At 58.7% G+C, this 18481-nt stretch carries 18 protein-coding genes; 1 reads left to right on the top strand and 17 read right to left on the bottom strand.

The window, feature by feature from the left end:
• The first annotated feature begins 216 nt into the window (after positions 1-216).
• On the top strand, positions 217-2733 hold the full coding sequence (locus ACYCZ5_RS09820; RefSeq protein ID WP_461544628.1) for an Rne/Rng family ribonuclease: 2517 nt from the start codon (positions 217-219) through the stop codon (positions 2731-2733).
• 75 nt (positions 2734-2808) lie between these two features.
• Here ACYCZ5_RS09820 and ACYCZ5_RS09815 read toward each other — a convergent pair whose 3' ends face one another.
• From ACYCZ5_RS09815 to pyrH, 17 genes are all read right to left on the bottom strand, one after another.
• Positions 2809-3291: a low molecular weight protein-tyrosine-phosphatase gene (locus ACYCZ5_RS09815; protein ID WP_461544627.1), complete on the bottom strand. Its 483-nt coding sequence runs from the start codon at positions 3289-3291 to the stop codon at positions 2809-2811.
• An 8-nt stretch (positions 3292-3299) separates the two neighbouring features.
• Positions 3300-5324, bottom strand: coding sequence for an excinuclease ABC subunit UvrB (gene uvrB / locus ACYCZ5_RS09810; protein WP_461544626.1), 2025 nt, complete (start codon positions 5322-5324; stop codon positions 3300-3302).
• Between the two features lie 32 nt (positions 5325-5356).
• Positions 5357-5599 carry a hypothetical protein gene (locus ACYCZ5_RS09805; RefSeq protein ID WP_461544625.1) on the bottom strand — a complete coding sequence of 81 codons (243 nt, stop codon included), beginning with the start codon at positions 5597-5599 and terminating at the stop codon, positions 5357-5359.
• Positions 5600-5609: 10 nt separating this feature from the next.
• Positions 5610-6068, bottom strand: coding sequence for a CopD family protein (locus ACYCZ5_RS09800; RefSeq protein ID WP_461544624.1), 459 nt, complete (start codon positions 6066-6068; stop codon positions 5610-5612).
• Positions 6062-6658: a ribonuclease HII gene (rnhB, locus tag ACYCZ5_RS09795; RefSeq protein WP_461544623.1), complete on the bottom strand. Its 597-nt coding sequence runs from the start codon at positions 6656-6658 to the stop codon at positions 6062-6064. Before rnhB ends, ACYCZ5_RS09800 begins: the two co-directional genes overlap by 7 nt.
• Positions 6648-7811, bottom strand: coding sequence for a lipid-A-disaccharide synthase (gene lpxB / locus ACYCZ5_RS09790; RefSeq protein WP_461544622.1), 1164 nt, complete (start codon positions 7809-7811; stop codon positions 6648-6650). Before lpxB ends, rnhB begins: the two co-directional genes overlap by 11 nt.
• 2 nt (positions 7812-7813) lie before the next feature.
• Complete coding sequence (gene lpxA, locus ACYCZ5_RS09785) at positions 7814-8593, bottom strand: acyl-ACP--UDP-N-acetylglucosamine O-acyltransferase (protein WP_461544621.1); 780 nt, start codon at positions 8591-8593, stop codon at positions 7814-7816.
• Entirely contained in the window at positions 8593-9039 is a 447-nt protein-coding gene (fabZ, locus tag ACYCZ5_RS09780) for a 3-hydroxyacyl-ACP dehydratase FabZ (RefSeq protein ID WP_459723022.1), read from the bottom strand. The genes lpxA and fabZ overlap by 1 nt, the downstream gene beginning before the upstream one ends.
• Complete coding sequence (gene lpxD / locus ACYCZ5_RS09775; RefSeq protein WP_461544620.1) at positions 9036-10076, bottom strand: UDP-3-O-(3-hydroxymyristoyl)glucosamine N-acyltransferase; 1041 nt, start codon at positions 10074-10076, stop codon at positions 9036-9038. Before lpxD ends, fabZ begins: the two co-directional genes overlap by 4 nt.
• A 21-nt stretch (positions 10077-10097) precedes the next feature.
• On the bottom strand, positions 10098-10613 hold the full coding sequence (locus tag ACYCZ5_RS09770; protein WP_461544619.1) for an OmpH/Skp family outer membrane protein: 516 nt from the start codon (positions 10611-10613) through the stop codon (positions 10098-10100).
• A gap of 43 nt (positions 10614-10656) precedes the next feature.
• Positions 10657-12939 (bottom strand): outer membrane protein assembly factor BamA, encoded by a 2283-nt coding sequence (gene bamA, locus ACYCZ5_RS09765; protein ID WP_461544618.1) that lies wholly within the window; start codon positions 12937-12939, stop codon positions 10657-10659.
• Positions 12940-12945: 6 nt separating this feature from the next.
• On the bottom strand, positions 12946-14301 hold the full coding sequence (rseP, locus tag ACYCZ5_RS09760; protein ID WP_461544617.1) for an RIP metalloprotease RseP: 1356 nt from the start codon (positions 14299-14301) through the stop codon (positions 12946-12948).
• A gap of 37 nt (positions 14302-14338) precedes the next feature.
• Positions 14339-15520 (bottom strand): 1-deoxy-D-xylulose-5-phosphate reductoisomerase, encoded by a 1182-nt coding sequence (ispC, locus tag ACYCZ5_RS09755; protein ID WP_461544616.1) that lies wholly within the window; start codon positions 15518-15520, stop codon positions 14339-14341.
• A complete protein-coding gene (locus ACYCZ5_RS09750) occupies positions 15520-16350 on the bottom strand; it encodes a phosphatidate cytidylyltransferase (protein ID WP_461544615.1) in 831 nt (276 codons plus the stop codon). The genes ispC and ACYCZ5_RS09750 overlap by 1 nt, the downstream gene beginning before the upstream one ends.
• On the bottom strand, positions 16343-17104 hold the full coding sequence (locus ACYCZ5_RS09745; protein WP_461544614.1) for an isoprenyl transferase: 762 nt from the start codon (positions 17102-17104) through the stop codon (positions 16343-16345). The genes ACYCZ5_RS09750 and ACYCZ5_RS09745 overlap by 8 nt, the downstream gene beginning before the upstream one ends.
• Before the next feature lie 90 nt (positions 17105-17194).
• On the bottom strand, positions 17195-17752 hold the full coding sequence (gene frr / locus ACYCZ5_RS09740) for a ribosome recycling factor (RefSeq protein ID WP_461544613.1): 558 nt from the start codon (positions 17750-17752) through the stop codon (positions 17195-17197).
• Positions 17753-17761: 9 nt separating this feature from the next.
• Positions 17762-18481 (bottom strand): UMP kinase, encoded by a 720-nt coding sequence (gene pyrH / locus ACYCZ5_RS09735; protein ID WP_461544612.1) that lies wholly within the window; start codon positions 18479-18481, stop codon positions 17762-17764.

The following is an 18481-nucleotide window of genomic DNA, read 5'->3' as shown; positions in this document are numbered from 1 at the left end:
AAGCAGTGATGGTAATTGATTTGCGCGCTCTAAGCACGAAGCAGAATAGATTTTAGTGTGTTGCCCACCTGTTTGGCGACATACAAACAAAGACAAGCTAACAACGAGAACAAGCACTTGGACCATCGTCAGCAACACGATTCGAACATCCACCTTCTCGCGCGCCCTTAAGCGCGTAGCTTTGTCCTGCCCGTGTCAGAGCGCGGGAGAAAAATAATGAAACGCATGTTATTCAATGCGACGCAACCGGAAGAACTCCGCGTCGCCATCGTAGACGGTCAGAAACTGGTCGACCTCGATATCGAAACAGCCGGTAAGGAATCACGCAAGAGCAACATCTACAAAGCCGTCATCACCCGCCTCGAGCCCAGCCTTGAAGCCTGCTTCGTCGAATACGGTGGCACCCGCCACGGTTTCCTCCCCTTTAAAGAAGTTGCCCCGCAGTATTACCAGGCGGGCGCCGGTAGCCGTCCCAGCATCAAGGAAGCGCTGAGAGAAGGCCAGGAACTGCTGGTGCAAGTCGAAAAGGACGAGCGCGGCAACAAGGGCGCGGCCCTCACCACTTACATCAGTCTGGCCGGTCGCTATGTGGTGTTGATGCCGAACAACCCGAACGGCGGCGGCGTATCGCGCCGCATCGAAGGCGAAGACCGCAACGAACTGCGCGACACACTGGCGCAGATCGACGTGCCCAAGGGCATGAGCATCATCGCCCGCACCGCAGGCATCGGCCGCAACGCCGAGGAACTGCAGTGGGACCTGAACTACCTCAAACAATTGTGGGACGCCATCGAAGGCGCTTCGCAGTCCGAGAAAGCCCCTTCCCTGATCTATCTGGAAAGCAGCCTGGTCGTGCGCGCCATCCGCGACTACTTCAACCCGGACATCGGCGAGATACTGGTCGACACCGACGACATCTTCGAACAGGCACAGGCTTTCATGGGTACGGTGATGCCGGACCACGTGAACCGCATCAAGCGATATCACGATGACGTGCCGCTGTTCTCGCGCTTCCAGATCGAACACCAGATCGAATCGGCCCATGCGCGTCAGGTGAACCTGCCTTCCGGCGGCGCCATCGTGATCGACCACACCGAAGCGCTGACCGCCATCGACATCAACTCCGCGCGTTCCACGCGCGGCAGCGATATCGAGACCACCGCGCTCAACACCAATCTGGAAGCCGCCGACGAGATCGCCCGCCAATTGCGCCTGCGCGATTTGGGTGGCCTGATCGTGATCGACTTCATCGATATGGAATCGACCAAGAACCAGCGCGCGGTGGAAGACCGTCTGCGCGATGCCCTGCACTTCGACCGTGCCCGCATCCAGAGCGCGAAGATCTCGCGCTTCGGCCTGCTGGAACTGTCGCGCCAGCGTCTAGCCCCCAGCCTGGAAGAAGGCAATCACTCCACTTGCCCGCGCTGTAATGGTATCGGCCACATCCGCGGTACGGAATCTTCGGCTTTGAACATCCTGCGCATCATCCAGGAAGAAGCAATGAAAGACAGCAGCGCCGCCATCTACGCGCAAGTGCCGGTGGATGTCGCCACCTTCCTGCTGAACGAAAAACGTTCGGACATCAACCGCATCGAACAGCGTTTCAAAGTGCGCATCACACTGATCCCCAACCCGCACATGGAGACACCGCACTACTCGGTGGACCGTCTGCGTATGGACGACATCACGCCTGAGCACATGCAGCCCAGCTACAAACAGGTCGTGGCGCCGGAAGAAGCCAAGCCCGTCACTTCAACACCCGAAAGCAAGATCGCACAGCGCCCGCAAGCCGCCGTGCGCAGCATCACCCCGACACAACCTGCCCCGAAACACACCGAAAAGGTCGAAGAGAAAGAGAAGAAACCTTCACTGCTCGGCAGCCTGTTCGGCTGGATCAAATCACTGAGCGGTGAAAGCGAGCCCGAGAAACCAGCCGTCGAGGCACGCAAGAGCGCCAGTCGCAACAATGGCCGTCGCGAACGCGGCGACAAGCGCCGTGACCGTGGCGAGCGTGGTGAAAAGGGCGAGCGTACTGAAAAAGGCGAACGCAACGAAGCCGGCAAGAAGCCTCGCCGCGAACGTGACGAAGCGCCGCGCCAAGCCAACAACGACAAAGAACAACAGCCGAATCGCAAGGATCGCCAACCGCGCCCACCGCGTCAGGAAATTGACGCAAGCAAGCCTGTACTGGAATCCCTGCCGGTTGCAGCCCCCGAGCAGCAAGGCCAGGATGGCCTGCCACGTGAAGGCGGTCGCAAGCGCGGTCGTCGCGGTGGTCGCCGTGAACGCGAGCGTCGTGAGCAGCTGGATACACCGGAGCTGAATGACGCCGCGACTTCCTTGCAGGCGGCACAAGCACCGCTCGCGCAGCAAGCTGCTAGCCCGGCACGCGTCAAGCCTTCTGAGTATGTGGCGTATCCGGCTGGCATGACACGTCCTGTCAAACCAACAGAGATCGTGTGCCATCCGACCAACAAGCCAGCAGCAGCGGCTGTTGCGCCTGTCGTAGCAGCGCCGGCACCTGTCGTTGCCCACAAGGAAGCGATCGTGGCGGACCTGAGCAGCATCGGCCTAACGCTGATAGAGACCGACCCGAACAAGGCCGCCTCCGTCGTCGTACCGGCACCGGAGATGACGGCCCATGCACCGCGTCGTCGTCAGCGTCCGCGTGAGATCTACACCATGGAAAACAGCGAACCGCTGCAAATGGTGGAGACCCGATCACCGAAATAAGTATCAGATGGAAACAATGAAAAACGCACGGCATGCCGTGCGTTTTTTTATTCCCGTTCGCCTCATCCTCGCGGCCTAGTTCAACAAGTGGCGCCGTCGGATGTGTTCCAGCAATCCCTCTGCCGCATCTTCCACCATGTCCAGCACCCGCTCAAAACCGTCCCCGCCGCCGTAATACGGATCAGGCACTTCGCGCTCACTGTGATGTTCCGCGAACTCAAGGAAAAGTCCCAGTTGGCTTTGCGCATCACGCGGCCGCAATCTTTGCAGGTTCGACAGATTGGCTTCATCCATCGCCAGCACATAATCAAAACGCGCGAAGTCCCCCACCTCTACCTGCCGCCCCCGCAGACCGCTCATCTCATAGCCGCGCCGTTTCGCCGCCTGTTGCGTACGCGGGTCGGGTGCATCACCGATATGGTAATCGTGCGTGCCCACCGAATCGATGTGAATGACATCCGCCAGCCCGGCCTTCTCGACGCAGTGACTGAACACGGCTTCCGCCGTCGGTGAACGGCAGATGTTGCCCATGCAAACGAACAGGACGCCGACTTTCATGCCTCGACTCACAGTGGGTATATGAACACGCTCTCGCGCAATCTCTTCAGTTGATCGCGCAGTTGTCCGGCTTTTTCGAATTCCAGATTCTTGGCGGCCTGCAACATCTCTTTCTCCAGCCGTGCCAGTTCTTTCGCCACTTCCTTCTGGCTCATCGACAAATACTTTGCTTCTGTCTGCGCGGCCTTCAGCGATTTGCGTTCGGCGTCGACATCGTATTCGGTGTCGATGATGTCCTTGATGCGCTTGATCACAGACTGCGGGGTGATGCCGTGCGCTTCGTTGTGTGCGATCTGCTTGGTGCGGCGCCGGTCGGTCTCGTCGATGGCTTTGCGCATCGAATTGGTGATGCGGTCGGCATACAGGATGGCCGTGCCATGCAGGTGACGTGCCGCGCGGCCTATGGTCTGGATCAGCGAGCGTTCCGAACGCAGGAAGCCTTCTTTATCCGCATCTAGGATGCCAACCAGCGACACCTCCGGAATATCCAGTCCTTCGCGCAACAGGTTGATGCCGACCAGCACATCGAACATGCCCAGCCGCAAGTCGCGGATGATCTCCACCCGCTCCACGGTCTCGATGTCCGAGTGTAGATAACGCACTTTGATACCGTGTTCGCTGAAGTATTCGGTGAGGTCTTCGGCCATGCGTTTGGTCAGCGTGGTGACCAGCACGCGCTCGCCATTCTTGATGCGCGCCGTGGCTTCACTCATCAGATCGTCCACTTGATGAGTGGCGGGTCGCACTTCTATCATCGGGTCGATCAACCCGGTCGGGCGCACCACCTGCTCCACCACCTGCCCCTGATGTTCGGCTTCATAAGTGGAAGGTGTGGCAGAGACGAAGATGGTCTGGCGCATCACCTTCTCGAACTCGTCGAAACGCAAAGGACGGTTATCCATCGCTGAAGGCAGACGGAAACCGTAGTTGACCAGATTCTCTTTTCTGGCGCGATCGCCTTTGTACATAGCACCGATCTGCGGCACGGTGACGTGGCTCTCGTCGATGATCATCAGCGCGTTCGGCGGCAGGTAATCCATCAGCGTCGGCGGCGCTTCATCCGGGCCGCGCCCGGACAGGTGGCGGGAATAGTTCTCGATGCCCTTGGTGAAACCGATCTCGGTCAGCATCTCCAGATCGTGGCGGGTGCGCTGCTCGATGCGCTGCGCCTCCACCATCTTGTTCTCTTTCTGGTAGTACGCGATGCGCTCGGCCAGTTCGATCTTTATGGTCTCGATAGCGCGTAGCGTCGTCTCGCGCGGCGTCACGTAGTGACTGGATGGATAAACGGTGTAGCGCGGCACACGCGTCTGGATATGACCGGTGAGCGGATCGAACAGTGCCAGCGATTCCACCTCGTCGTCGAACAAGGTCACGCGCAACGCGTTCTCGCTGCTTTCCGCCGGGAAGATATCGATCACATCGCCGCGCACGCGGAAGTTGCCGCGCGCAAAGTCCACATCGTTGCGCTCGTACTGCATGGCGACCAGGCGCTGGATCACATCGCGCTGCGCCATCTTTTCGTGCTCGCGCAGGTGCAGGATCATGCCGTGGTAATCCACAGGGTCGCCGATACCGTAGATGGCGGACACGGTGGCGACGATGATGCAATCCTGCCGCTCCAGCATGGACTTGGTGGCCGACAGGCGCATCTGCTCGATCTGCTCGTTGATGGAAGAATCCTTCTCGATATACACGTCGCGCGACGGCACATAGGCTTCGGGCTGGTAGTAGTCGTAATAAGAAACGAAATACTCCACCGCGTTGTCGGGAAAGAAATCGCGCAACTCGGAATACAATTGCGCTGCCAGCGTCTTGTTCGGTGCCATCACGATGGCCGGTCGGCCGGTGCGCGCGATCACGTTGGCGATGGTGAAAGTCTTGCCGGAACCGGTCACGCCCAACAACGTCTGGTAGGCCAATCCATCCTCTATACCCTCCACCAGCTGCGCGATGGCAGTGGGCTGGTCGCCCGCCGGGTCGAACGGCAGGTGCAACTTGTAAGGGCTGTCGGGGAAGGTGATGGTCTTCATGTATCTCGGACGCTACTCAGCGCACCGCAGTTTCATTTCTTCAGTCTGGTCGACAACAGGAAACCCACTATCGCACCACCCGCGCCGCACAGCAGGATCTTGTTGCGCATCTCTGCCAAACCGGACACGGAGCTCCATGCGCTCTGCAAGGCGTTGCCGCCGAACGAGAGCAGGCTGTTCAAACTGACATAGTGACCTGCGATCTTGCCGAAGATACCGTAGCCGATGGCCATGCCGATCACTGCGCATATCAGAATGAATACGATCTTTCGCATACTTCTCTCCTTAACCGAATTGAACGCCTATGGTGGCGACCGCCAGCGTAAGCCCTCCCAATGACAGATTGATGGCGACCAGTTTGCGTATCTTGCCCAGCAAGGCACCCGCCTCCTTCCAGTGCTCCTTCTCGACATGCAGGCTGAAGGGCACGAAGCAGCCGAAGAACACATACACATAGACGGCGACCATCACCAGACCGAGCAGCAGCATGGTGTGCACATAGTGGCCTACATTGCCCATGCCACCATACAGGTAGATCAGATACAGGCCGCTGAGCAGGATGGCACCGATGGACAGCCATACCCAGTTGAAGAAGCGGCTGAACACACCGTTCCACAGACGCAGACGTTCCGGCGGTTGCAACACGTCGGCCGCGACCGGACGCAGCACCAGGTAAGCGAAGAACATCCCGCCGACCCAAACGACGACGCCAAACAGATGTAACAATTTCAAAAATGTCAGCATGATCTCTCCTGAGTAATAGGTGCGATCGCTTCTCGCACCGGTTTGAATGATAGTCGATGGATGTCCAGCACGCCGTGCGTGCGCAATGCAGCCAGATGAACAGCCGTAGGATAACCCTTGTGTGCATCGAAACCGTATTGCGGATAGCGTTCATGCATGCGCAGCATGATCTCGTCGCGCGCGGTCTTGGCCAGAATCGACGCAGCAGAGATCGCGGCTACTTTGCTGTCACCCTTGACGATGGCCTCGCTGGGGATGCCGGTATCCGGACAATACAGTCCATCCACCAGCACCTGCTGCGGACGGATGGACAAGCCTTCCACTGCGCGTTTCATCGCCAGCAAGGTCGCTTGCAGGATGTTGATCTCGTCGATCTCGCCAGGCTCGGCATAGGCGACGCACCAGGCCAATGCCTGCGCGCGGATGATGGGGGCCAGACGGTCGCGCTGTTTCTCGCTCAATTTCTTGGAATCGGCCAATCCGGCGATGGGGCGAGCCGGGTCGAGGATCACCGCTGCCGCACTAACAGGCCCGGCCAAGGGACCACGGCCAGCTTCATCCACGCCGCAGATGAGCAGACTAGCCGGCATCTTTCACCAGGAACGGCAGGATGGATGCCGCCGCTTTCTGCGCAGTATTCTGGCGCAAAGTGTGATGCATCGCGGTGAAGGTCTGCTGCAATTCAGCTACCGCAGCCTTGTTATTGATCAGATTCAGCAATGCCTGTGCCAGATTCTGCGGCGTCGCATCGTCCTGCAATATCTCGGGCACCACGAATCGCCCGGCCAGGATATTGGGCAGACCGACCCAGCGCTGATACATCTTGCGCTTGTGCATCCACCACGACAGCGCCGGCATCTTGTAGGTGATGACCATGGGACGTTTGAGCAATGCAGCTTCCAGCGTGGCGGTACCGGAGGCGACCAGCACACCGTCAGCGGCGATCATCGCGTCATGCGCGTGACCGAACAACAGCGTCATCGGCAGATCCTGCGCGTGCAGCTTCCACAGTACCTTCTCGAAGATGTTGCGCGTCTCGCGCGTAGCCAGCGGCACCAGGAATTGCGCTTCGGGACATTGTTGCCAGATCAGCTTGGCCGTCTCGATATAAGTCTCGGCAAGCTGGCGCACCTCGCTCTGGCGACTGCCCGGCAACAGGGCAAACACCTTAGCCGTCTTGGGCAGGATGCGCATCTGCTCGCGCATCGCGGCACGGTTGGGTTGCTCGGGCATGAAGTCAGCCAGAGGATGGCCGACATAGGTGACCGGCACACCGGCTTGCTCGTACAAAGGCGCCTCGAACGGGAACAGCGCCAGCATATGTGAGACGGCTTGCTTGATCTTGTTGATGCGCTCGCCGCGCCAGGCCCAGATGGAAGGACTGACGTAGTGCACGGTGGGGATGCCATGCGACTTCAATGCCATTTCGAGGTCGAGATTGAAATCGGGGGCATCCACGCCGATGAACAAGTCCGGTTTTTGCACGAGGAAGCGTTTGCGCAACTGGCTGCGGATGCCGACGATCTCGCGGTAGTGACGCAGCACTTCGACATAACCGCGCACCGCAAGCTTTTCCAAAGGGAACAGGATCTCCATTCCGACCGCCTGCATCTTGGGGCCGCCGATGCCGATGAAACGCACGGCAGGATAGGCTTGCTTGATGGCCTGCATCAGCATGCTGGCCAGCATGTCGCCCGATGCCTCACCCGCCACGATGGCGATGGTCTTGACAGGTTCAGTCATGATTATCGGACGATGCCGCGCTGGGTACGTCCGAGGAATTCGACCATGGCTTGCAGCTCGGGATGCTCGGCTGCCTGTATGGCAAGCGCCGCCTTCGCTTCTTCCAGTGTCATGCCGGATTTGTACAGGGTCTTGTATGCGCGTTTGATCGACATCACAGCCGCACTGGAGAATCCGCGCCGCTTCAGACCTTCCGAATTGGTACCGTGCGGCGCGGCAGGATTGCCGGAGACGGTGACATAAGTCGGGATATCCTGAAACAGGATACTGCCCATGCCGGTGATGACATGCGCACCGATCTGCACGAACTGGTGCACCACGGTGAATCCGCCCAATATGGCGTAGTCGTCCACGATCACATGCCCCGCCAACTGCGCATTGTTGGCGAAGATGGTGTTGTTGCCGACCTGGCAATCATGCGCCAGATGCACATAGGCCATGATCCAGTTGTTGTTGCCGACGCGCGTCACACCCTTGTCCTGTGCAGTGCCCAGGTTGAAGGTGCAGAACTCGCGGATCATGTTGTTATCGCCGATCTCCAGCCGTGTCGGCTCGTTCGCATACTTCTTGTCCTGAGGGATCTCGCCCAGCGAGGAGAACTGGAAGATGCGGTTGTTCTTGCCGATGGTAGTGTGGCCGTTGATCACCACATGCGGGCCGACTGTGGTGCCGGTACCGATCTCGACGTGTTCGCCGATGATGGTGTAAGGGCCGACGCTGACATCGTCGGCCAGCTTCGCGCTCGGATGGATGATCGCAGTCGGATGGCGCAATTCGCTCATTACTTTTCCTTGATCGCGCAGATCAATTCCGCCTCAGCGGCAATCTGTCCATCCACTTCGGCCGTGCCCTTGAACTTGAACATACCGCGACGGTTCATGGTCAGCTCCATACGGAAGATCAATTGGTCGCCGGGGCTGACGGGACGCTTGAAGCGCGCGTTGTCGATACCCACGAAGTAGTACACAGAGTTCTCGTCCGGCTTGGTGCCCATGCTCTTGAACGACAGCAGCGCTGAAGCCTGGGCCATCGCCTCGATGATCAGCACACCCGGCATCACCGGATGATGCGGGTAGTGGCCGGGAAAGAATGGCTCATTCATGGTCACGTTCTTGAGTGCCACGATGCGCTCGTTCGGCACTACGTCGAGTACGCGGTCAATCAACAGGAACGGATAACGGTGCGGCAGATGTTCCAATACTTCATGTATGTCCATGGTGATGCTCATGCTTCTCTCCCCTTCAATGTTGCAATGTCTTGTTCAAGTTGTTTGATGCGTTTCGCCATCTCGTCCAGGTGACGCAACTGCGCCGCGTTGCGCCGCCATGCATGGTTGTCGCTGAACGGATAGGTGCCGGTGTAGCTGCCCTTCGCTATGCTCTTGGTGATCACCGTTCCGGCAGATACCTCGACCTCGTCGGCGACCTGCAGATGACCAAGGATGATAGCGCCGCCGCCGATGCGGCAGTAGCGTCCGATACGCGCACTGCCCGCGATGCCGACACAACCGGCGATGGCGGTATGCGCACCGATGCGCACGTTGTGTGCGATCTGGATCTGGTTGTCCAGCTTCACACCCTCTTCGATCACGGTGTCGTCGAGCGCACCGCGGTCTATGGTGGTGTTGGCACCGATCTCGACGTGGTCGCCGATGATGACACGGCCGATCTGCGGGATCTTCAGCCAGCGCCCTTCTTCCATGGCGATGCCGAACCCGTCCGCACCGATCACTGCACCGGCGTGCACGATGACATGATCGCCCAGCATGCAACCGTGATACACACTGACGTTGGGATACAACCGCACCTGTTCACCCAAGGTCACATGCTCACCGACAGTACAACCGGCCATCACCACGCAGCGTGCACCGATGCGCGCCCCCTCACCCACCCATACATTGGCACCGATATGCGCGTCCGGTGAGACATGCGCACCCGGTGCTATCACCGCGCTGGCATGTATGCCGGATGCATATTCACGCAGGGGATTGAGGAAAGCAGACAGCTTGGCGAAGTAGGAATAGGGATTGGCGGCGACGATGCGCGGACGCTGGGTCAGTTCGGTATCGGCTGCGCCGAGTATCACGGCAGCAGCGTGACTGTCGTCCAGTTGCTTGCGGTATTTGGCGTTGGCCAGGAAAGCGATATGCCCCTGACCGGCTTTCTCCAGTGTGGCGATTTGCGTGATGGCAGTTTGCGCGTCCCCGAGCACCTGCCCGCCGAAACGGGCAACGATGTCAGCCAGACTGTAGTGCGGTCGCTCCATCTGCTCAACCCTGTCGAAACGTCACTTTGCCGATCCGGACAGCGGCTCGCCTTCCAGATATTTGAGTACCTTGTCGGTGATATCCACGCGCGGATTGCGGTAGACGGCTTCCTGCAGGATGACGTCGTATTGCTCGCTTTCGGCGATGGCGCGGATCGCCTTGTCTGCCTTGGCGAGGATCTGTGCCAGCTCTTCGTTCTGGCGCAGGCTCAAATCTTCGCGGAACTCGCGCTGACGGGTCTGCAATTGCAGATTGAGATTTGCGATCTCGCGCTCTTTGATGCGGCGCGAAGAATCGGACAGCTTGCCACGGTTCCTTTCCAGATCCTCTTGCACATCCTTGAGCTCGCCGGCCAGCTTCTTGATCTCCTGGTCGCGTATCGCGAACTCCTTGTCGATCTTCTTCTGCGCGGCAAGCGCCTGCGCAGATTCGCGCAGGATGCGCTCGGTATCGACGATACCGATACGGAAATCAGCAGCCTGGACATTGGCGGCGACCAGCGCCCCAAAAACGAATGCAACGAATATGTTCTTCATGATTGCTCCTTATCGGACATCAAGCCAGCGAAGATACTGACCGCTAGAACATGCCACCCATGGTGAACTGGAAGAATTGCAGCTTGTCCTGCGGCTGTGTATTCAATGCTTTGGCCCAACTGATCTGTATCGGACCGGCCGGCGAGAACCAGGTCAATCCCAAGCCGCCAGCATAGCGCATTCCCTCCGACGCGGGCGTCTGCGTAGCATCGCCGTAGACCGCGCCGCCGTCAAGGAACAAGCTCATGCGCAGCGACCTGCTCTTTTCCATACCCGGCATGGGGAACAATATCTCGGCATTACCCACCACACGCCGGTTACCACCCAGCGAATAGCCGTTGATATCACGCGGACCCAAAGAGTTGTAATCGTATCCGCGGACGCTTCCGGAACCGCCCGCATACAAACTCTTGAAGAACGGTAGCGTCATGCCGCTATAGCCATCCGCCAAGCCCAGATCGCCGTTCAGGTGCAGGATCAGATTCTCGGTCAGCGGCTGGTACCACTGCTGGGTGTAGGTGACCTTGTAAAAACGCTGGCCGGATACCGGCAGGGAAGCCTCGATGTTGGCGCGCTGGATCGCCCCTTCACTCGGGAACAGCGCGTTATCACGCGTATCGCGCGACCAACCTATGGTACCCAGCATGTTCTGGTTGGTCTCACCAAAGGTCGCTATGTAATCGATGAATCGTTGCGGACTGTTGCTGGTCAGGCCGATCGTGGTGTTCTCCAAGGCCAATCCATAGTGGAACATCTCTTCGTCGCTGATAGGCACGCCGTAGCGGACGCCGCCACCGTAGGTCTCTGAGGTGTACTGGCTGATGGTGGTCGATGTGACGTCCGAGCGGCGCTTGTAGAGGTCGAAGCCGCGGCTGATGCCGTCATCGGTGTAATACGGGTTGGTATAGGACACCGAGTACACCTGATTCACCTTGCTGGTGTTGACCTGGGTGGACAGGTAGTTGCCCGTGCCGAACAGGTTGGACTGGGTGATGCCGCCCATGAAGGTCAAACCCTCCCCGTTGCTGTAACCCATACCGATATTGAAGTTACCGGTCGATTTCTCGGTCACCGTCAGATCCAGATCGAGTTGGTCGGTGCTGCCCTGAACCTGATGCGTCTCGATGTTCACGCTCTCGAAGAAGCCCAGGCGGTCGATGCGCTGCTTGGATTTCTTGATCTTGGAGGTGGCGAACCAGCCGCCTTCCATCTGACGGAACTCGCGCCGGATCACTTCATCCTTGGTCTTGTCGTTGCCGGAGACATTGATGTTACGCACATAGGCGCGCTGCATGGGATCCACCACGAAGGTGAACGCGGCCTGGTGCGTCTCCTTGTCGATATCCGGCACGATGTTCACGTTGGCGAAGGCATAGCCCTCCTCGCCCAGATTCTCGCGGATCTTCTCCGAAGCAGCGGTCAGAGCTTCGCGCGAGAACACCTGCCCCGGCTGCACATCGACCATGGCGCGCAGCGCCTCGTTGCTGAACACGCCCTTGGCACCCGCCACCTTGATGTCCGAGATGGAATACTGCTCGCCCTCGGTCAGCGCGAGCGTGATGTAGATATCCTTCTTGTCGGCAGAGATCGTCACGTTGGTCGAGTCGATGGAGAAGTCCATGTAACCCGAGTTCAGGTAGAGGCTGCGGAGGTTCTCGATGTCGGCAGACAATTTCGGTTTCGAATACTGATCGTTGCTACTGAGCCAGGTGAACCAGCCCGGTGTGGTCAGTTTCATCTCATCCAGCAGGTCGTCATCACTAAAATGCTTGTTGCCGATGATATTGATCTGACGGATCTTGGAAGGTTTGCCTTCGACCACATCCAGGCTGACCGCGACGCGGTTACGCTCCAGCTCCGTCACTTTCGTCTTGACGGACACCCCATACTTGCCGCGGGCGATGTACTGACGCTTCAATTCGTTCTCGGATTTTTCCAGCGCCGATTTGTCAAAGATGCGGCCTTCGGCCAATCCGACCAGTTTCAGGTTCTCCAGCAACTGCGGCTTGGGGAAATCCTTGATGCCGTCCAGTTCGACGCTGGCGATGGTCGGACGCTCCTGCACGCGCACCACCAGCACCCCCTGCTCTTCCAGCAACTGCACATCTTTGAAGAAACCGGTGGAAAACAAGGCATGGAGGGCCGCAGTCGCACGGTCGTCTTCCAGCGTATCCCCCACCTTGACCGGCAGATAGCTGAACACGGTGCCCGCTTCGGTGCGCTGAATACCCTCGATGCGGATGTCTTTCACCACAAAAGGCTGACCCGCCCAGGCAGACGCGCCGTATACAAGCGCGATCACGCCCGCTAATTTTCTAAAATCCATTGTTTATCAACCCAAAATCAGGCGGCTAACGTCGTTGTACAACGCAAAAGCCATCATGGTCACCAAGAGTGCGATACCGACTTTCTGTCCTGCTTCCCACAGATCGTCAGAGACCGGACTGCCCTTGAAAAATTCGACCGAATAATACAGCAAATGACCGCCATCCAATAACGGGATCGGCAGCAGATTCAATATTCCCAGACTGATGCTGATCAGCGCCAGAAAACCCACATAGGCCCCCAAGCCCATCTGCGCTGACTGACCAGCGTAGTCGGCGATGGTGATCGGGCCGGACAGGTTCTTCAGCGACACTTCACCCATGACCATCTTGCCCATCATCTTCAGGCTGATGACGGCCGTCTCCCAAGTCTTGCTTAGCCCTTCAGACAGTGCTTGCAACGGCGGGTAACGTACTTCAGTCAGCAATGCCTCAAAAGCTTTTTGATCGATCTGTGCCCCCGCGCCGATGCGACCGATGCGTTCGCCTTTATCCATCACTGCTGCCGGTTTGATCGTCAGGTCGATACGCGCACCATCACGCTCGATCTGGAGTTGCAACATCTGTTCGGGATGCGCCCGGATCACCTCGACCCAGTCTGTCCATAACGCCACCGTCTCGCCATTCACGGATAACACACGGTCACCCGTCTTCATGCCGGCCTGTGCCGCCGCACCGTCTTCCGTCAACTGGCCGATGACCGGATACACCGGCGGCTGGTATGGCAGCAAGCCCAACTTGCGCATGAAGTCACCGTCCAGATCGGCCGCAGACAGGCCGGACATATCCAGTTTCCGCTCTACTATTGCGTCTGTTTGGTCGCGCAGTTGCAGCGTGGCGGAACGCTGCTGCAGGATCAGGTCGAGCAACGTCCAGCGTACTTCCTGCCAACTTTGCGTGGCTTGTCCGTTGATGCTGACGATGGTGCTTTGAGTGTGCAAGGCAGCGACGGCGGCCGGAGTGCCCGGTGCGATCTCGCCCAGCACCGGTTTGATCCCGAGCACACCGTACATGAACAACGCCCAGTACAACACCACGGCCAGCAACAGATTGGCCAGCGGCCCTGCCACGACGATGGCCATGCGCTGCAACACCGGTTTACGATTGAAAGCGCGGCGTAAATCATTCGGCGCGACGTCTCCCTCGCGCTCATCCAGCATCTTCACGTAACCGCCCAACGGGATGGCGGACAGCGCCCACTCGGTGCCGTCTTTGCCGAAGCGGCGCGAGTAGATGACGTTGCCGAAACCGACCGAGAAACGCAGCACCTTCACGCCGCACCAGCGCGCGACCAGATAGTGGCCGTATTCATGGAACACGACCAGCACGACGATGGCGACGACGAAGGCAAGCAGAGTGATCATGCGTTCTTCCTGGATCCAGTCAATGACAGGCGCAACATCACTTTGTGTTTTCCCCCACCCACGTCCGAGCGCTTTCACGCGCTGCAGCGTCGGCGTCCAGCACATCCTGCAACTGATGCACTTCGCTACGCGGCACGGCTGCCATCACGGACGCAATCAGGCGCGGGATATCGAGGAAGGCGATACGATGATTGAGGAACGCATCCACCGCCACTTCATTCGCAGCATTGAGCAGCGCCGGCACAGTACCGCCGGCACGCAGGGCTTGATACGCCAATGCCAGGCAGGGGAAGCGCTCAAGGTCGGGCGCTACGAAATCCAGCTTGGCGATAGCGAACAGATCCAGCGGCGCAACCCCGGAAGCGATACGCTCCGGCCAAGCCAAGGCGTAGGCGATGGGCGTGCGCATATCCGGATTACCGAGCTGCGCCAGCACCGAACCGTCGACGTACTGCACCATGGAATGGATCACACTTTGCGGATGCACGACCACCTGAATGTCATCGGCCGCAGCATTGAACAGCCAGTGCGCCTCGATCACCTCCAACCCCTTATTCATCATGCTGGCGGAATCGACCGAAATCTTGCGCCCCATGCTCCAGTTGGGATGGGCGCAAGCCTGATCCGGTGTGACATTCTGCAGGGCCGACAAAGGTGTGTTGCGGAACGGGCCGCCCGAGGCCGTCAGCAAGATCTTGCTGCCGCCACTCTGCTGCATATTCCCCGCGTAATCGTGCGGCAAGGACTGGAAGATGGCGTTGTGTTCGCTGTCGATAGGTAACAGCACCGCACCGCTGCGGCGCACTGCATCCATGAACAGGTGACCGGCCAGCACCAGCGTCTCTTTATTCGCCAGCAGTATCTTCTTGCCCGCTTCCGCCGCCGCCAGCGTGGGACGCATGCCCGCCGCACCGACGATGGCCGCCATCACCGCATGCACTTCCGGTAAGGTGGCGACTCGCACCAAAGATTCATTGCCGCATAACACTTCAACATCCAGTCCCGCAGCAACGATACGCTTGCGCAGACGTTCGGCCGCCGCCTCGTCCAGTAACACGGCAAAATGCGGACGGAACTGCTGACACTGTTCGAACAGCAATTCGTCTTGCTGACTCGCGGTCAATGCGATGATGCGGTAACGATCCGGATGTCGAGCAACAACATCCAGCGTGCTTTTTCCTATACTCCCTGTGGAGCCAAGAACGGTGAGGTTCTGCACTAGTTCAGCCCGTGAAAGAGCAGCGCCAGCATGGCCAGCGGCAAGGTGGAAGTCAGCGCGTCGATGCGATCCAGCAAACCGCCATGGCCGGGCAGCAGCGCCCCGCTATCCTTGACGCCCGCCTGGCGCTTGATGGCTGATTCGAACAGATCGCCCAGCACGGCCAGCACCACCCACCACCAGGCGGTGAGCATCAACGCCGGCAGAACCTGCAAGCGCGAGAATTCGGTACTGAACGTCCACACCAGTGCCACATAGATGGAAACGCCGAGGATCGCACCCGCCACACCTTCCCAGGTCTTGCCCGGACTGATACTGGGCGCCAGCTTGGTCTTGCCGTATTTGCGTCCGGCGAAATAGGCGGCGCTATCCGCCACCCACACGACCCCCATCACGAACAGCAACATCCACGGACTGGGCGCCCAGGCACGCAAGTCGATCATGGCCAATCCGGTCGGGATCAACACCACCCATCCGACCAGCATCATCAAGCCCTGATGTTTGACCTTTACGCCGCTCATCAGCCAGGCCGGCACCACGATCAGCCACAGCAAGGCGGAGAACAGATAAGCCGTCAGATGTGGATAGTTCATCGCACCCGGCTCAAGATTCATATCCATCCACAGCAGGCCCAGCATCAGCAGCAGCGTGACGCCCCAATACGACTTTGCAGCCGTCCCTTGCAGTCCGGACAGGCGCGCCCATTCGGATGTGCCCTGCATCACCATGGCGATCACCAGCAAGGACCAGCCCAGTGCCGGCAACAGGAATAGCGCCGCCAGCAGCAACACCAGCAAGATGAAGGCGGTGATCACGCGCGATCTAAGCATCGTCATTTCCCTTGAGTTGTTCGCTGGTACGGCCGAAACGGCGTTCGCGTTTTTGATAGGACTGGATCGCCTCCTCCAGCGCCTTGCGATCGAAAGCGGGCCACAGCGTGTCGGTGAAGAACAGTTCTGTATAGGCAAGTTGCCACAGCAGGAAATTGCTGATGCGTTTTTCACCCCCGGTGCGGATGAACAGATCCGGTTCCGGCGCGTAATGCATGGAAAGATAGGGCGCGAGCTCTTCTTCCTCGAAGGCGGTGGCGCGCTCGGGGTGTGCCAGGCTCAATGCATGCATGGCCTGCATGATGTCCCAGCGTCCGCCGTAGTTGGCGGCGATGGTAAGTGTGAGACCGGTGTTTGCGGCAGTAAGCCGCTCTGCTGCTTCGATGTGTTCCACCAACGGCGCGTCGAAACGACTACGGTCACCGATGATCTTCAGGCAGATGTTGTTCTCATGCAGTTTGGAGACTTCGCGCTCCAGCATCTTCAGGAACAGCTGCATCAGGAAAGAGACTTCGTCGGCGGGACGGCGCCAGTTCTCGCTGCTGAAAGCGAACAGCGTCAGATATTCCACACCCATCTGGCGACAGGCTTTGACCACTTCGCGTACCGTTTCCACACCGCGCTGATGGCCCATGACGCGCGGCATGAAACGCTGTTTTGCCCAACGTCCGTTGCCATCCATGATGATGGCGATATGGCGCGGGACGGCTGCTGTCTCGGGGATGGTGCGTGTGGAGCTTTTGAATAGAGCCATGTTTAGGATCTGGGATTTGGGATCTGGGATTCAGGATGGGCTGGAAGTCATAATCGATCCCGAATCCTAAATCCTATATCCCCAGTCCTATCAGACCGCCATCAGGTCGACTTCTTTGGACTGCAAGGCCTTGTCGATCTCGGCGACGTAGCGGTCGGTCAGTTTTTGCACGTCATCCTGCGCGCGGCGTTCGTCGTCCTCGCCGACTTCCTTGTCCTTGAGCAGTTTCTTCAACTGCTCGTTGGCTTCGCGACGGATGTTGCGCACGGCGATCTTGGCGTCCTCGCCTTCACTCTTCACCACTTTGATCAGGTCGCGGCGACGCTCTTCGGTCAACATCGGCATCGGCACACGGATAATCTCGCCGTTGGTGGCCGGATTCAGACCCAGATCGGAATCGCGGATTGCCTTTTCGACTGGCCCGATCATGTTCTTTTCATAAGGCTGCACACCGATGGTGCGCGCATCGGTCAGGGTGATGTTCGCCACCATGTTGATTGCGGTGGGGCTGCCGTAGTAATCCACCATCACATGATCGAGGATGCCGGTGTGCGCGCGGCCCGTACGAATCTTGCTCAGGTCGGTCTTCAGTGCATCCAGCGACTTTTGCATCTTTTGTTCGACGTTCTTCTTGATGTCAGAGATCATGTTTCGCTCCTAATCGACTCTTACCAAAGTACCTTCACCTTCGCCGAACACCACGCGCTTGAGCGCGCCCGGCTTGAAGATGCTAAACACAATGATGGGCAGCTTCTGGTCGCGACACAGGGTCAGCGCCGTCGCATCCATCACCTTCAGATTCTTGCTGATCGCCTCATCAAAGCTCAGGCTCTGATAGCGGATCGCATCGGGGTTCTTCTTCGGATCATCGGTATAGATACCGTCGACCTTGGTGGCTTTGATCACCACATCGGCAGTCATCTCAACGCCGCGCAGTGCAGCCGCAGTATCGGTAGTAAAGAACGGGCTACCGATACCCGCCGCAAAGATCACCACCTTGCCGTCTTCCAGATAGCGCAGGGCCTTGCCACGGATGAACGGCTCTGCAACTTGCTCCAGACTCAGCGCCGACTGCACACGACAGTCCAGTCCGGCACGCGTCATCGCATCCTGCAAGGCCATCGAATTCATCACCGTGGCCAGCATGCCCATGTAATCGGCCGTGGCCCTGTCCATCCCTGCCGCCGCCGGGGCGACACCGCGGAAGATATTGCCACCGCCGACCACCATCGCCACCTCCACACCGAGCTCGACCACCTCTTTGATCTCGGCCACGATGCGCTCGATGACTGCTCGGTTTATACCGTAGCTGTCATCGCCCATCAGGGCTTCGCCGGAGAGTTTGAGCAGGATGCGTTTGTAGGCGGGAGCGGTCAT

It is taken from the genome of Sideroxydans sp., from assembly GCF_054604835.1.
The sequence above is the reverse complement of the archived record's forward strand: the minus strand, read 5'-3'. Positions and strand labels throughout refer to the sequence as shown.

What these genes read in the sequence shown, in the direction of transcription:
- ACYCZ5_RS09820 (WP_461544628.1), top strand. Translation starts at nt 217, where the DNA reads ATGAAACGCATGTTATTCAATGCGACGCAACCGGAAGAACTCCGCGTC.
- ACYCZ5_RS09815 (WP_461544627.1), bottom strand. Translation starts at nt 3,291, where the DNA reads ATGAAAGTCGGCGTCCTGTTCGTTTGCATGGGCAACATCTGCCGTTCA.
- uvrB (WP_461544626.1), bottom strand. Translation starts at nt 5,324, where the DNA reads ATGAAGACCATCACCTTCCCCGACAGCCCTTACAAGTTGCACCTGCCG.
- ACYCZ5_RS09805 (WP_461544625.1), bottom strand. Translation starts at nt 5,599, where the DNA reads ATGCGAAAGATCGTATTCATTCTGATATGCGCAGTGATCGGCATGGCC.
- ACYCZ5_RS09800 (WP_461544624.1), bottom strand. Translation starts at nt 6,068, where the DNA reads ATGCTGACATTTTTGAAATTGTTACATCTGTTTGGCGTCGTCGTTTGG.
- rnhB (WP_461544623.1), bottom strand. Translation starts at nt 6,658, where the DNA reads ATGCCGGCTAGTCTGCTCATCTGCGGCGTGGATGAAGCTGGCCGTGGT.
- lpxB (WP_461544622.1), bottom strand. Translation starts at nt 7,811, where the DNA reads ATGACTGAACCTGTCAAGACCATCGCCATCGTGGCGGGTGAGGCATCG.
- lpxA (WP_461544621.1), bottom strand. Translation starts at nt 8,593, where the DNA reads ATGAGCGAATTGCGCCATCCGACTGCGATCATCCATCCGAGCGCGAAG.
- fabZ (WP_459723022.1), bottom strand. Translation starts at nt 9,039, where the DNA reads ATGAGCATCACCATGGACATACATGAAGTATTGGAACATCTGCCGCAC.
- lpxD (WP_461544620.1), bottom strand. Translation starts at nt 10,076, where the DNA reads ATGGAGCGACCGCACTACAGTCTGGCTGACATCGTTGCCCGTTTCGGC.
- ACYCZ5_RS09770 (WP_461544619.1), bottom strand. Translation starts at nt 10,613, where the DNA reads ATGAAGAACATATTCGTTGCATTCGTTTTTGGGGCGCTGGTCGCCGCC.
- bamA (WP_461544618.1), bottom strand. Translation starts at nt 12,939, where the DNA reads ATGGATTTTAGAAAATTAGCGGGCGTGATCGCGCTTGTATACGGCGCG.
- rseP (WP_461544617.1), bottom strand. Translation starts at nt 14,301, where the DNA reads ATGATCACTCTGCTTGCCTTCGTCGTCGCCATCGTCGTGCTGGTCGTG.
- ACYCZ5_RS09750 (WP_461544615.1), bottom strand. Translation starts at nt 16,350, where the DNA reads ATGCTTAGATCGCGCGTGATCACCGCCTTCATCTTGCTGGTGTTGCTG.
- ACYCZ5_RS09745 (WP_461544614.1), bottom strand. Translation starts at nt 17,104, where the DNA reads ATGGCTCTATTCAAAAGCTCCACACGCACCATCCCCGAGACAGCAGCC.
- frr (WP_461544613.1), bottom strand. Translation starts at nt 17,752, where the DNA reads ATGATCTCTGACATCAAGAAGAACGTCGAACAAAAGATGCAAAAGTCG.
- pyrH (WP_461544612.1), bottom strand. Translation starts at nt 18,481, where the DNA reads ATGACCGCTCCCGCCTACAAACGCATCCTGCTCAAACTCTCCGGCGAA.